General features: G+C 70.8%; 14 protein-coding genes. 9 read left to right on the top strand and 5 right to left on the bottom strand.

Translation table 11 applies throughout. From position 1 onward, the window contains the following. Positions 1–3 precede the first annotated feature (3 nt). Complete coding sequence (locus tag B446_RS34310) at positions 4–642, bottom strand: urea amidolyase associated protein UAAP2 (protein WP_020937539.1); 639 nt, start codon at positions 640–642, stop codon at positions 4–6. Next, positions 639–1,400, bottom strand: a complete 762-nt coding sequence (locus B446_RS34305; protein ID WP_020937540.1) for an urea amidolyase associated protein UAAP1 — start codon at positions 1,398–1,400, stop codon at positions 639–641. Before B446_RS34305 ends, B446_RS34310 begins: the two co-directional genes overlap by 4 nt. A gap of 238 nt (positions 1,401–1,638) precedes the next feature. Between B446_RS34305 and B446_RS34300 the strand changes: the two genes are divergently transcribed. Further along, a complete protein-coding gene (locus tag B446_RS34300; protein WP_043474461.1) occupies positions 1,639–2,325 on the top strand; it encodes a TetR/AcrR family transcriptional regulator in 687 nt (228 codons plus the stop codon). Positions 2,326–2,350: 25 nt separating this feature from the next. Here the strand turns inward: B446_RS34300 and B446_RS34295 are convergent, their stop codons facing one another. Beyond that, positions 2,351–3,919, bottom strand: a complete 1,569-nt coding sequence (locus tag B446_RS34295) for an amino acid permease (protein WP_020937542.1) — start codon at positions 3,917–3,919, stop codon at positions 2,351–2,353. Positions 3,920–4,186: 267 nt separating this feature from the next. Here B446_RS34295 and B446_RS34290 point away from each other — a divergent pair, with 267 nt between their 5' ends. From B446_RS34290 to B446_RS34265, 6 genes are all read left to right on the top strand, one after another. Next, complete coding sequence (locus B446_RS34290) at positions 4,187–4,531, top strand: hypothetical protein (protein WP_148305710.1); 345 nt, start codon at positions 4,187–4,189, stop codon at positions 4,529–4,531. A gap of 421 nt (positions 4,532–4,952) precedes the next feature. After that, positions 4,953–6,422 (top strand): sensor histidine kinase, encoded by a 1,470-nt coding sequence (locus tag B446_RS34285; protein WP_020937544.1) that lies wholly within the window; start codon positions 4,953–4,955, stop codon positions 6,420–6,422. 68 nt (positions 6,423–6,490) lie between these two features. Next, entirely contained in the window at positions 6,491–6,889 is a 399-nt protein-coding gene (locus tag B446_RS34280) for a roadblock/LC7 domain-containing protein (RefSeq protein ID WP_020937545.1), read from the top strand. Positions 6,890–6,892: 3 nt separating this feature from the next. Continuing rightward, positions 6,893–7,279: a DUF742 domain-containing protein gene (locus B446_RS34275; RefSeq protein WP_020937546.1), complete on the top strand. Its 387-nt coding sequence runs from the start codon at positions 6,893–6,895 to the stop codon at positions 7,277–7,279. Beyond that, on the top strand, positions 7,257–7,880 hold the full coding sequence (locus tag B446_RS34270; RefSeq protein WP_020937547.1) for a GTP-binding protein: 624 nt from the start codon (positions 7,257–7,259) through the stop codon (positions 7,878–7,880). Before B446_RS34275 ends, B446_RS34270 begins: the two co-directional genes overlap by 23 nt. Continuing rightward, positions 7,843–8,457, top strand: a complete 615-nt coding sequence (locus B446_RS34265) for a GAF domain-containing protein (RefSeq protein WP_052352097.1) — start codon at positions 7,843–7,845, stop codon at positions 8,455–8,457. Before B446_RS34270 ends, B446_RS34265 begins: the two co-directional genes overlap by 38 nt. Before the next feature lie 551 nt (positions 8,458–9,008). On the opposite strand, the gene B446_RS34260 is transcribed toward B446_RS34265, so the two are convergent. Then, positions 9,009–9,743, bottom strand: coding sequence for a LysE family translocator (locus B446_RS34260; RefSeq protein ID WP_237751104.1), 735 nt, complete (start codon positions 9,741–9,743; stop codon positions 9,009–9,011). A 535-nt stretch (positions 9,744–10,278) separates the two neighbouring features. Continuing rightward, on the bottom strand, positions 10,279–12,246 hold the full coding sequence (locus B446_RS34255; RefSeq protein WP_020937550.1) for an acyl-CoA dehydrogenase: 1,968 nt from the start codon (positions 12,244–12,246) through the stop codon (positions 10,279–10,281). Between the two features lie 141 nt (positions 12,247–12,387). On the opposite strand from B446_RS34255, the gene B446_RS39375 reads away from it, so the two are divergent. Both B446_RS39375 and B446_RS34250 read left to right on the top strand, forming a co-directional pair. Next, positions 12,388–12,555, top strand: coding sequence for a hypothetical protein (locus B446_RS39375; RefSeq protein WP_020937551.1), 168 nt, complete (start codon positions 12,388–12,390; stop codon positions 12,553–12,555). A 226-nt stretch (positions 12,556–12,781) separates the two neighbouring features. Next, positions 12,782–13,138 (top strand): PRC-barrel domain-containing protein, encoded by a 357-nt coding sequence (locus B446_RS34250; protein WP_043477148.1) that lies wholly within the window; start codon positions 12,782–12,784, stop codon positions 13,136–13,138. The last annotated feature ends 226 nt before the right edge of the window (positions 13,139–13,364 follow it).

Raw genomic sequence — 13,364 nt, 5'->3', positions numbered from 1 at the left:
CACTCAGCTCCCGTCCGGCTCGGAGACGGTCGCCCGCAGGGCGGTCGGGTCGAATCCGTTGCAGGGGTTGTTGATCTGCGGGCAGTTGGACAGCAGCACCAGGACGTCGGTCTCGGCCCGCAGCACGACCTTCAGGCCCGGGGCCGAAATGCCGTCGACGATGCCGAGGGTGCCGTCCGGCTCGACGGGCACGTTCATGTACCAGTTGACGTTGGACACCAGGTCGCGCTGGTCCAGGCCGTGCCGGGCGCCCTCCGCGAGGAAGTTCTCCACGCAGGCGTGCTGCGACCAGGTGTGGTGCCCGTAGCGGAGGGTGTTGGACTCCTTGGAGCAGGCGCCGCCGATGGTGTCGTGGCGCCCGCAGGTGTCCTCGACGACCGTCATCAGCGGCGTGTGCTCACCCGACAGCAGCACCGAGCCGGTGGTCAGGAAGATGCCGCCCTGGGCCTGGACGGTGTCGGGGGCGCTGTAGCGCACGGACGTGTCGTGCGCGTCGTAGACGAGGAAGTCCGCGGCCTGGTTGCCGTGCAGGTCGGTGACGGTCAGCAGCGAGCCCGCGCGGACGACGGCAGACCAGGCGGCGCGGGCGGGGACGGTCGCGTCGGTGACGACGCGTCCCACGCGGGTGGTCGTGGTGGTCATGCGATCCCCCTGGCGGCGAGGTGCTCGGCGGTGTTGAGGAAGGCGCGGCGGCCCTCGGGCGTGGCGTTCCACAGCGCGTCGTGCGGGCCGGTCGGCCGGGCCCGGTACGCGAGCACCTCCACGGGGCCGCAGACGTAGTCCGGGCGCGGGTCCAGCGGGTGCGGGACGTTGGCGATCAGCACGGTCAGCGGCTGTTCGGCGCGCAGTGTGACGGATGTGCCGGGGCCCGCGGAGCCGGTGAACGTGGTGGTGCCGTCCCTGTTGATCCGGACGCCCTGGAAGAAGGAGACGGACGGCGGGACGTCCCGTGGGCCGAGGCCGTTCTTGAGGGCGGCGAGCTTGAACAGCTCACGCCCTGCGGGGGACGCCGACTGAGGGGACCCGTCGCCGTAGCGGGCGGTGTTGCGGGCCAGGGCGGAGGTGCCGGTGAGGGCGTCGTGCCGGCCGGAGGTGTCCGCGGTGACGGACGCGAGGACCCGTCCCTGGCCGGACAGGAGCAGGTGTCCCACGCCGAGGTAGGCGTTCCAGAGCACCTTGACCGTGTCGGCCGTGTTCAGCCGCTCCCAGGGGCGGTCCGCGCTGTAGAGCAGGACGTGGGCGCACGCGTCGCCGGTGAGGTCGGTCAGCCGCAGCTCGGTGCCCCGTGCGAGGACGTTGTGGGTGTAGTTGCCGCCCGCCACCGTCTCGGCCCATACGAGGTCCTCGCCGGCGATCCCGTCCGGCGGTGCAGGCCAGTCGCTCGCCGGGAGTACGGGCATGGTGGCGGACCTGGTGCCCTCCTGGGCGCGGGCATGGTCCCGGGCACCACGGGCCGACGCTGTCGCTGACGGTGTCGTCACGGCTGAACCTCCGGCTCGGCGCTATTTCTGTCGTGCGACAGAAATTAGGGGCGGGCCGAGTCCCGGCCGTTGCCCGTGCGTTTCCGGGCGGTAACCGCCGCCTCACCGCCGCCGATCGGCGCCCGGGCAGCCTGCGGCCCTGTGCGAGGATCACGGAGTGAGCCCGCCCCCCAGCAGAAGAGTCGGCCGCCCCCGTGCCCAGGAGCGTCCCGCCAGTGGACTCCCGCCCCGCGAGGAGGTGCTGGCCGCCGCCGCCGAACTGTTCACCGCGCACGGCTACACCGCGACCTCCACCCGCGCGGTCGCCGAGCGGGCCGGGCTGCGCCAGGCGTCGCTGTACCACTACTTCGACGGCAAGGAGGCGATCCTCGCCGCGCTGCTCGAAGGGACCGTCCGTCCCTCGCTGGAGATCGCGCGCGAGCTGGTGAGGCGTACCGGGACGGCCGCCGAGGCGCGGCTGTGGGCGCTGTGCCACTCCGACGTACTGCTGCTGTGCGGCGGCCCGCACAACCCGGGGGCTCTCTACCTGCTCCCCGAGGCGCAGACGGAGCGCTTCGCCGTCTTCCAGCAGGTCCGGGCCGAACTGAAGGCCGCGTACGGGGAGTTGCTGACGGACACGGAGCCGGGCGCGGCGCTCGCCGCGGAGGAGCTCGCCCTGCGCACGGACCTCGTCTTCGGCCTCACCGAGAGCGTGATCCTCATCCGGCGCGCCGACCCCGCCCGCGATCCGCGGGTCCTCGCCGCGGCGACGGCCGACGCGGCACTGCGGGTCGCGGGCGTGCCGCAGCGCTCCGTGGCACGGCAGCGCCGCGAGGGGCAGCGGCTCCTCGCGGCGTGGCGGTGACGGCGCGCCCGGGGCGCGGGTCCGCTCAGAGCGGTGCGGCCTGCGCCGCGTCCGTGCGGTCCGGCTGCCCGGTCGGCGTGACGGCGGGCGCGCGGCGGCGGCACAGCGCGCCGACGGCGACCGTGGCGCCGACGAACAGGACGGTGAACCACTGGAAGTACCAGTGGCCGCCCGCCGGGTCGTACACCCCGGCGCGCGGCCAGGCGAGATTGACCGTCATGAGCAGCCCGTACGCGACCGCCAGGGCGTTGACCGGCAGACCCCAGCGGCCCAGGGAGAACAGCGGCCGGCCCAGCTCGTCGCGGCCGTGGGCGTCCGTGGCCGGCCACTGGCCCCTCAGCCGCCGGACCAGCATCGGCGCGGTGACCCCGGCGTAGGCGAGGTAGAGCATCGCGATGCACGTGGTACCGATGGCCAGGAACGCCTCCGGGGAGGCGAGGTTGAGCAGGGCGAGCGCGGCGGCGAGGACACCGACCACCAGGGCCGGGGCGAAGGGCATGCCCGTGCGCGGCGAGACCTTGGCGAGCCGTGCGGACAGCGGCAGCATCCCGTCGCGCGCCATGGAGAACAGCATGCGCGTGCCCGCGGTCTGGATGGCCAGGGTGGCCACGCAGATGGCGACGGCGACGTCCGCGAGCAGCGCCCTTCCCACACCGCTGCCCAGACTGCTGGTGAGGACGTAGCCCAGTCCCTCGGTGGCCAGCCGGCCGTCCTCCAGGCTGGGCGCGGCCAGCACACCGCCGAGCAGCAGCAGGCCGCCCAGTACGCCTGCCGCGGCGAGGGCGCCGAGGATGGTGCGCGGAGCGGTCCGGCGGGGGTTGCGGGTCTCCTCGCTCATCTCGCCCGCGCTGTCGAAGCCGATGAGAACGTAGGCCGCGGTGAACGAGCCCACCAGCAGCGCCGCCACCGGGCCGCCCTGGCCGCCGGTCCTCAGGGTCACGCCGGCACCGCGCTCGGCGTGGGTGAACAGCAGGACGACGATGAGGACCGCGCCGATGATCTCGGCCGTGACGCCGACGCGGTTGACGGCGGACATGACGCGGTTGTCGACGACGTTCACGACCGTGGTCAGTACCAGCAGGACGAGGGCCAGCAGGGCGGCGTTGGCCGCCCCGGTCGTGGTGGTGGGCGCCGGGTCGCCGCCGGCCAGCTGGAAACCGGACCAGATCGCGGGCAGTACGACCTGCAGCGCCAGCGCCGCCGCGGCGACTACGACCACCTGGCCGATCACCATGATCCAGCCCGTGAACCAGCCGAAGGCGGGGCCGCTCAGCCGGGTCGACCACTGGTAGACCGCCCCGGAGATGGGGTAGCGGGCGGCGAGTTCGGCGAAGCAGGCGGCCACGAGCAGCTGGCCGGCGAGCACGGCGGGCCAGGTCCACAGGAACAGCGGCCCGCCGAAGGAGTAGCCGAAGGCGAAGAACTGGAAGACCGTGGTCAGGACCGAGATGAAGGAGAAGCCGGCGGCGAAGGACGCGTACCGTCCCATCTGCCGCCGCAGTTCCTGGCGGTAGCCGAATGCGGCGAGCGTGCCGTCGTCGGCGACGCCGGCGGACGGTGGCGGTGGCGGTGCGGGATCTGTGGTCACGGTCATGGCGGTCCCCTGTCGCGGAGGCGTGATCCTGCGAGTTCCTGTCGTGTGACAGAAATTAGGGACGCCCCGTTTCCCCGGGGTGTCACGACCGTGTCCGCGCCGTTAGTGACTCCTCTCCCCACCGGGGTCAAGGCCTGCCTGGACACCCAACGCGGTTCGCCTCGCCCGTGAGCCCCCCATCCCGCTCCCGCTCCCGCTCCCAAGGGGCGATGCCAGGCCGACCGTGTCATGACTGCTGCCGGTGCGTGGCTTGGTGGCTTGGCCGGCTTGCGCGGTGTGGCGGTCGACCGGCTCATCACCGCCCTGGGTGTGCGGCGTGCGACCGTCGGCTCATGGGAGTCGGCCAAGACCGAGCCGCGCCCACCGCAGCGGAATGCGTACGCGCGTCTGCTCGAGCAGCTCGCACAGCTCTATCCCACGGAAGGCACCGGCGCCCTGCAGGAGCGCACCGGGGCGAAGCAAGCCCTGCAACTGCTCGACGCGGTGCACGACTTCACCACCGCGACCGACCTACCTGTCCCCATCCTGCTGCTGCGCAGCCTGGCCTCCGCCCCAGGCACATACCAAGGCACCCCACAATCTCCACGCCGCGGACGGTGCGGGTGCAGGTGAAGCCCCCCGCGCGCGTTCCGTGGCCGACGCCGTGCGGCCCAGGTGGCGAAGGCCGACGTCGAAGACACAAGCCGCCCGAAGGTCATCAAACGGGATGCGGCGTCCCCGGCGGGCGTCACGTCGAGCCCGGTCGCCGCACTTCCGGTAGTCGAGGAGGATCTCGTCCCGTAACGAGGGCCGGGGCGGGTCCGGGACGGGCGCTTCGTAAAACGCTCAAAGTACAACGGTTCGATTTCCGTACGCGCCAGGGGGCTGACCCCGGGGTCCTGCTGCGCGATAACGTGCGGGCTCGGCCTGATCATCGTACTGTCCGGGGACTGTTATGCCTGATCCTTCCATGCCGCCGGACGACCGGCCGGCGTCGCCCGTGAGGCCCCGCGCGACGGCCGAGTCGCCGGCCGGGTCCTTGAGACGGCGTCTGGTGCTGTCGTCCGTGCTGCCGCCGAGCGCGGTCGCCGTGACGGGTGCGGTGGCCACCGCGCTGGCGGGGGGCGGCCACCTGGACCAGGCGTACCAGGGCGCTGTGTTCGGCGGCGTTGTGCTCATCGGGTCCCTGGCGGCCGCGATCGCGGGCATGCGGGCTTCGGCGGAAGCACGAGCAGTCACCCAGCACTGGGCAGAGCTGTCCCGCGCAGCCGACCGAAACCGTGCCGAGCTGACCGAGTTGACCCGTGCCACAGCCGAGGGCAGAGCCGAACTGGATGCGCTGAGCCGTCGGCTGCGGGCCGGGGAGCGCCCTGTACGGGACCGACCGGAACTCCCGCCGCAGACCGGCCCGGACGAACTCTCCCGCCTCGGATTCGAGATCGCCGTGGCCCGGCACGAGGCGGAGGGAGCCCTGCTGGAGACCGCCGCCTTCGCGATCGGCGCGGAACACCACTCCCGGCTGGAGCAGTTCGAGGTGTTCGCCAACTTGGCGCGCCGTCTGGAGTCCCTGGTGCACCGCGAGATCGGCCTGCTGGACGACCTGGAGAACGAGGTCGAGGACCCCGACTTGCTCAAGGGGCTGTTCCGGGTGGACCACCTGTCCACCCGAATCCGCCGCTACGCCGAGAACCTGGCCGTGCTCGGCGGCGCGAACACTCACCGCCAGTGGACCCGCCCCGTCAGCCTGACCGACGTACTGCGTTCCGCCGTCGCCGAGATCGACCAGTACGCCCGGGTCAAGCTGGTCCCGCCCGTCGAGGGATCGGTCAGCGGCCACGCCGTGGTAGACGTCGTCCATCTACTGGCTGAGCTGCTGGAGAACGCGACGGTCTTCTCACCGCCCCAGACCACCGTGCACGTGCGGGTGGAGCCCGTCGCCGCTGGGGTGGCGATCGAGGTCGAGGACCGGGGCCTGGGCATGTCCCCGGCCGAGCGCGGTGAGATGAACACCGTCTTGAGCGCACCCGACAAGGTTGCGCTGGGCGAACTGCTGCAAGACGGCCGGATCGGCCTGTACGTGGTCTCCGTCCTGGCTCGGCGACACGACATCGCCGTGCAGTTGCAGAGCAACGTCTACGGCGGCACGCAGGCCGTCATGGTGCTGCCCGAGGCACTGCTCGGTCCGCAGCCGACAGCTTCCGCGCCGGCGCCCCACACCGTCCCGGCCCCCGAGGCGGAGCCGCACGACCGTACGGAGACCGAGGCGGTGGACTTCCCTGCGATGGAGACGACCGCCGTCGCGGATCCGAGCGTGTCAGATTCCGCACCCGGGCCCGCCCCGGCCCCCTCCGACTGCGAGGACGACCGCCCGCAGCTGCCTCAGCGCCGCCGTCAGGACCACGCCGCCGAAGTGACGCAACCGGTCCGCGGCGCCGGTGCTGCCGAGGACATCGAACACGACCCCGGCCTCATGGCCGCATTCCAGACCGGACTGCGCAGGGCCGAGGAAGCGGAGACGCCCTGATGGCCGTAGCCGCCGTGAAGGCCCGGGATCCGTACAGCGAAACGTTTCCTTCTGCCGAATAGGAGTACATGATCGTGGCGAGCGAAGACCTTTCCTGGCTGTTGACGGGTCTGGTGAACCGGGTGCCGCACACCCGTAGCGCGTTGTTGCTGTCCTCGGACGGGCTGGTGAAGGCAGCGGAGGGACTGGACAAGGACGCCGCGGACCAGTTGGCCGCGCTCGCCAGTGGGCTGTACTCGTTGGCACGTAGCGCGGGCCGGCACTTCGACGACGGCGGTGACGTGCGACAGATCGTGACGGAGCTCAGCACCTCGCTGCTGTTCGTCTCGTCCGCCGGACACGGCGCGGTGCTGGCGGTGCTGGCCGGACGCGATGCGGACGCGGCGGTGCTGGGCTACGAGATGGGCATGATGGTGAAGAGCGTGCGTCCGCACCTGGCCACACCGCCCCGGCACCCGGTGGGGTGACCGATGACGCCGGTCCTCCCAGACGGACCGCAGCTCGACGAGGCGGCCGGGCGACTGGTTCGTCCCTACACGGTGAGCGACGGCCGGACCAGGGCCACGTCCCATTTCACACTGGTGACCACCGTGCGGGCCACCGGCGCCCAGACGCAGGGCGTTTTCGGCCTGGAGCACGCGCAGGTGCTGGCGCTGTGCGAACAGCCCGTGAGCGTTGCCGAGGTCGCGGCCCGGATGCAGGTGCCCGCCGCCGTGGTCAAGGTGCTGCTGTCCGATCTGGCCGAGGGAGGCGCGGTGGTCGCAGGTGATACGCGCCCGGCGTCCACGGGCCACTCCGCACAACCTGATCGAGACCTCCTGGAAGCGATACGCGATGGCCTCCTCAAACGACTGTGACCCGCTGCCCGCCGACGTCCTGCCGGTGGGCGTCAAGGTGCTGGTCGCCGGCGGGTTCGGCGTGGGAAAGACCACCTTCGTCAACGCGCTCAGCGAGATCGAGCCGCTGAGCACTGAGGAGATGCTGACCGCCGTCAGCGCGGCCACGGACCGGCTGGACGGGGTGGAGAACAAGGCCACCACCACGGTGGCATTGGACTTCGGCCGGATCACGCTCAGCCCGTCCCACGTCCTGTACCTGTTCGGCACGCCCGGGCAGGAGCGCTTCTGGTTCATGTGGGACGAACTCTCCGAGGGAGCGCTCGGGGCGGTGGTGCTCGCCGACACCCGCAGGCTGGAGCACTCCTTCGCGGCGGTGGACTTCTTCGAGCGGCGCGGCATCCCTTTCGTCGTCGCCGTGAACGAGTTCGACGGGGCTCACCGCTATCGCGGGGAGGAAGTGCGGACCGCGCTCGACCTCAGGCAGGAGGTGCCGGTGGTGTTGTGCGACGCCCGCGTACAGAAGTCGGGCACACGCGTGCTTCTCGATCTGGTTCAGCATCTGATCACGACAAGGAGTTCCCATGGCAGCGACACAGATCAACCCACCGTCCGGGCCTGAGTCCGGGATCGCCCTGCGCCATCTGCTCCTCCCCCCGGAGGACCCACAGGTGCGCGCCCGTTCCGAGCGGCTGCGCGAGCTGGGCATCGATGCTCGTCCGGACGCCGAACTCGACGTCTTCGCACGGGAGCTGGCACAACGCACCGGCGGCTGCTACGCCGGGGTCAACTTCTTCCTCGACGCAGACCGCCAGTACTTCGCGGGGTTGTACAGCGCCGCGCAGGACATCACGGCTCATGTGGGACCGCCGTTGCTGGAGGAACCGGTCCCCGGCCGCGTCATGCCCCGCGACATCGACATGGGCATCTGCCCGCACGTGGTCAAGCGCCGCCGGGCGCTGGTGCTGGAGGACATCCGGGACTTCCCCCGGTTCGCCGGTAACCCGGTGGTCGACGCCATCGGCGTCCACTCCTACCTGGGCGCACCGCTGATAGACAGCACCGGCGTGGTGCTGGGCACCATCTGCGTGGTCGACCAGGACCCACGGCCGTGGGGACGCGAAGGGCTGGAAACCATCAAGGCCATGGCTGCCGAACTGGTCGAGCGACTGGAGGAGTCGGCGAACCACCGCGGCTGACCGGCGCTGCCGGACGCGCACGTGATGGCGTCCTGGCCCTGCGCCTCCGCTCCCCCGCCGATGGCGACCTTCCCCTGCGGGCAGAACACCGTCCGCGCTGGAAGTTCGGCACGGTCGCGTTCGGCAGCTTCACCACCTGGTACCCGTCCACCACCGCGGCCGCCTCGACGGACGTCCGGCTGTCCGACGCCTGCGCCCCCCACCCGACGCCCGACACCAGGGCCACCGCCGGCGCGCCCGCCCCGAGAGTCCTCAGGCCTCGCGGCGCCCGACTGGTGTCGCATGCCATCGCGCCCCTGGTCGATGTGGCCTCACCTTCTGTTTCTGGGGCGGCCCGCCAGGTGTCGGCGCCGGGACGTCCAGCACGGCCGTCCGGAGGTCCCGGCGGTCGGCGGGCTCAGCCGATTCCGGTGACCTGCAGGGCCGTGTCCCAGTTGTTCTTGATGGCGCTGCGGGCGGCGGACAGGGCGGGGTTCTCCCGCGGGATCGGCCCGGAGGGTGGGGTACCGGGCGGCTGACGGCATGACACCACCCCTCGCGCGCTTTGAAGGTCAGTAAGAAGCCGCGGCCAAGCCGATCCCGATGCCGATGAACAGCCAGCCGGTCATCAGCTCCCAGCGATGGCGAACCTTCGGGCGGGCCAGGAGAGCGCGCAGACGTGCGGCGACGGCGACGAGGGCGAACCAGTAGGCCACGCCGATCAGAATGTCCAGGATGCCGAGGAAGAAGATCTGCCCCGTCGCCGAGCCGGCGCCGTGCACGAACTGCGGCAGGACACTGAGGAAGAAGAGCGCCGCCTTGGGGTTGAGCACGTTGGTGAGGAAGCCCTGGGTGAAGCCGGACCGCCACCGGTCGGCGGCTGAGCCGTCTCCGGTCGCTGCCCGCGGCCCGGCAGTGTCTTCCGCGCTGCCGGTTGCGTCTCGTCCGGCCTGCCTGTGGTGCACGGCCCGCCGGGCGGTGAGTACCGCCCGGATGCCGAGGTAGACGAGGTAGGCCGCGCCCAGAAGCTTGATCGCGTCATAGACCACCGGGGAGCGAGCTGCGATCAGGGACAGTCCGAGGGCCGCGGCGAGCATGTGTACACACAAGCCGGATTGCGCGCCCAGCGCCGCTGCTCGCCCTTTGGTGGGATCCTCGGCCGCGGATCTGACCACCACCACGAAGTCCGGGCCCGGCACCACATACGCCACTAACACGACACCGAGGAAACCGACGAAGTCGACCGACATCCGTTTTCCCTTCTCTACCCGTGGCCCGTGCGCCGACCAGGTCGCTTCGTCAAGCACGCCCAAGCCCCCTTGCCGCCATCAAGGCGACGGCCTCATCAAGTACCCCAAGACGGCAGACAAGTTCTTGGCAGGAGGGGGTCAGACCTGACCACCGCGCCGTACGGCCCGGCCGTCTTTCGCCGGCAGGCCGCCCTGGCAGCCGACATCAACACCACGAGCGGGCCCGGCTCCACGGCATCCAGGCAGCGCCTAGGCGGATCCCGGTTGGAGGAGCGGTCAGGGCATTACGAGGGCGCGGCGGGGTCGTGCCGGCCCACCGCCGGTACGCATCTCGCGTCCCCTCGCAGCCCGTGGCTGCTCCCGGTGACAGCGCTCGGCGCCCTCTCCTGGTGCGAGGCCCGCTGACACAAGCCCTGGTATCAGCTGACCACGGCGTAGCTGCGTGTGTCTCACGCGGTCGGTGGCTGTCGACTCGCTCCTCCGAATGCACAGCGGCGGACCCGTTCGTGGTCTTCGGGAGGATTCCGTCCTGTGCGCTTCGTCCGCACCGCCTCCGCAGCCGTCGTCGTCGCCGCGCCGCTCGTCCCTGCCGTCAGTCGGCGGGGCCGACCAGGTCCGGTGCTCGCAGGACGGCAGCCGGGATGCCCCAGGCGTCGACGAGGTCGACGGCGAGGGAGCGCACCTTGCGGCAGAGGTCGTTCACCTCGCGACTGATCGCCTTGGACCGCTGGACGGTCAGTCGGCCGTGTTCCATGAACCAGGCACGGTCGGCTTCGATGGTCGAGAGCGCGAACAGGTCGCACAGCAGGCCAAGGGCATCCTTCTCCGTGCCTTCAGGAAGAGCCCGCACCTTGTCGACGAAGGCTTCCGTGACCAGCCGTTCGACGTGGGCCCGGGCGAGGGCGATGACGTGGTCCTGGATCAGCGAGAAGACCGCGCCGGGCTCGTCCTGCTGGATGCCGCGCTTCATGCGGCGGGCGAGGCCGGCGAGCATGTGCTCCTCGCGGAAGCGAACCATGGCGAGGTGGTACTCCGAGTCGAGGAGTCCGGCTTCCCGGTCCCATGCGTCACCGCCGGGCAGCAGGTCACGGACACGTTCGAGGAGTTTGTGCGCCGAGGTCCGCTCGATGACGGTCTCGACGGCGAGGCCGGTGACGTAGCGGACCATACCGAGCTGGTCGAGGTCCTCGAACTCGGTCGCGTGATCGGTGAGCAGACCCTTGGCCACGAGCTGGAGGAGCACGTGGTTGTCGCCCTCGAAGGTGGTGAAGACGTCGCTGTCCCGTTTGAGGGCGGCGAAGCGGTTCCGGGCAAGGTATCCCGCGCCACCGCACGCCTCGCGGCACTCCTGGACGACGCGGGTGGCGTGCCAGGTGGCGAGTGCCTTGATGCCGGCGGCTCGCGACTCAAGGCGGCGCCGTGCCTGCGGGTCGTCTTCGATGCTGGAGAAGACCTCGTGCAGCTGGCCTCGGACGACGTCCTGGGCGAAGTGCAGCGCGTAGGTGCGGGCGAGGAGGGGGAGCAGCCGGCGCTGGTGGAGGCCGTAGTCGAGGAGTACCTGTTCCTCGGTGTCCCGGGACGATGTGAACTGGCGCCGCCGGTCGGCATACTTGGTGGCGACCGCCAGTGCGACCTTGGCGACGCTGACGCCGGCTCCGGCAACGCTGACTCGGCCCTGCACGAGGGTGCCGAGCATGGTGAAGAAGCGTCGGTCGGGGTTCTCGATGGCGCTCTCATAGCGACCTTCGGGGGTGACCTGGGCGAAGCGGTCGAGGAGCGCCTCCCTGGGGACGCGTACCCCGTCGAAGCGGATGCGTCCGTTGTCGACGCCGTTGAGGCCCATCTTCCGGCCGTCGTCCTCTATGGCGACACCGGGCAGGACCCGGCCGTCCGACCGTAGAGGAACGACGAAGGCGTGGACTCCCTCGGTCCGGCCGTCCACCTCCAACTGGGCGAAGACGACGGCGAGTTCGGCGTGGCGGGCGGCGTTGCCTATGTAGTCCTTGCGAGCTTGCTCGTCGGGAGTGGTGAGGACGAACTCCCGGTTCTCGGGGTCGTAGCGGGCGATGGTGCCGAGCGCCTGGACGTTGGAACCGTGACCCACCTCGGTCATGGCGAAGCAGCCCATCAGCTCTCCGGTGACCAGGCGGGGCAGGTATGTCTTGTGGTGGTGGTCGGTGCCGAGATGCAGGATGGCTCCGCCGAAGAGCCCGAACTGGACGCCGACCTTCACGAGGACGGAGAGGTCGCCGAATGCCAGGGTCTCGAAGGCGGCGATCGACGCGCCGACGTCGTCGCCGCCGCCGTACGCGCCGGGGAAGCCCATGCCGGTCTGACCGGTCGCGGCCAACTGGACGACGACATCGCGGACCCTCTCGCGGAACGCGTCGATGCCGAGCGCGTCGGCCTCGTCGAGGACGGCGGCATGGGTGACCAGGTTGGTCCGGACGAGGTCCCGGATCCCGGCGTACTCGCCGTCGAGGACGGCGGCGAGGGCCGGGACGTCGATCTCGAGCTGGAGCCGGCCGCTGACGGAGACGGAGCTGTTCTCGGTTGCCATGCCGCTTCGCTACCCCGAGCCGCGACTGTCAACCGACGCGACCCCGGCGCCAGGCGTGGCCGGCGCGGGACGCGGGACCGGTGCGCGGTTCTGTCAGGGCCACGCCCCTCTCCGCCTCAACGGCACCGCCCGCTCCATCGCGTGACGCGCCTCCTCCCCTCGTCCTCGCCCGCCTGGGTGACGTCCTCCCGGGCGGGCGGGGCCTTAGGAAGCGCCCTGGACGGCCAGGAAAGCTACGTCGTCATCAACATCGGCAACGAGCCCTGGGGCACCCTGATGGTCGACGCGCCCAACTGGGGGCAGAACTGATCGGGCACGATGCGGGACAACGCGTCTCGACCGCGCAGGTGGCGATCGGCCAGCCGGTGCGAGGGCAGCTCCGTAGTGGAGTGGGCCGAGGTGGCCGGCCAGGCAGCAGTGGCAGGCGTCGACAGCCTCGACGGCGTTTACCAGCCCGCTTCACGGACATTTGGAGCCCCCGAGACGAAAATCGAGATGAGCAGGCATCTCTCTAGCGCATCTGTGGAGGATGAGCGTGACTGAGAACATGTGGAACTACGCGCCGACGGCCGGCCACACTCCTGACGCCGATCTGACGGGTTATGCGGTGGAAGCGACGGACGGACACATCGGCAAGGTCGACAAGCACTCCAACGACGTAGGATCGCAGTACATCGTCGTCGACACCGGAATGTGGATCTTCGGCAAGGAGGTCCTGCTCCCAGCCGCTACGATCACCCGCATCGACCACGAGGGGAGGACCATCACTGTCGCTCGCTCCAAAGAGCAGATCAAGCGCGCACCGGAGTTCGACAAGGACAAGCACTTGGGCGACCCCGCCTACCGCGACCAGATCAGCGGCCATTACGGGGCCGGTGGCGCCGGCCACTGATCCCGCCGATTCCCCAACAAGGCGGTCGACCACAACTCCGCTACGCCTCATCAAGCGACGTCACGGCGGCGGCCCGAGTCCATCTGGAGGCGGATGCCGATGCCGCCGCACGTGTCAGGGCCGCCGAGCGGGCCCGCCGGTCTGCCACCGCGCATGCCTCTCCCGCCGAACGGCGTCCGCAGGAGGCCCGGCCCTGGTACAAGCACAGGAGCGGCGGCCAGACTGG

The organism is Streptomyces collinus Tu 365 (assembly GCF_000444875.1).
In the GTDB taxonomy this organism is placed as follows: Bacteria; Actinomycetota; Actinomycetes; order Streptomycetales; family Streptomycetaceae; genus Streptomyces; species Streptomyces collinus_A.
The sequence above is the reverse complement of the archived record's forward strand: the minus strand, read 5'-3'. Positions and strand labels throughout refer to the sequence as shown.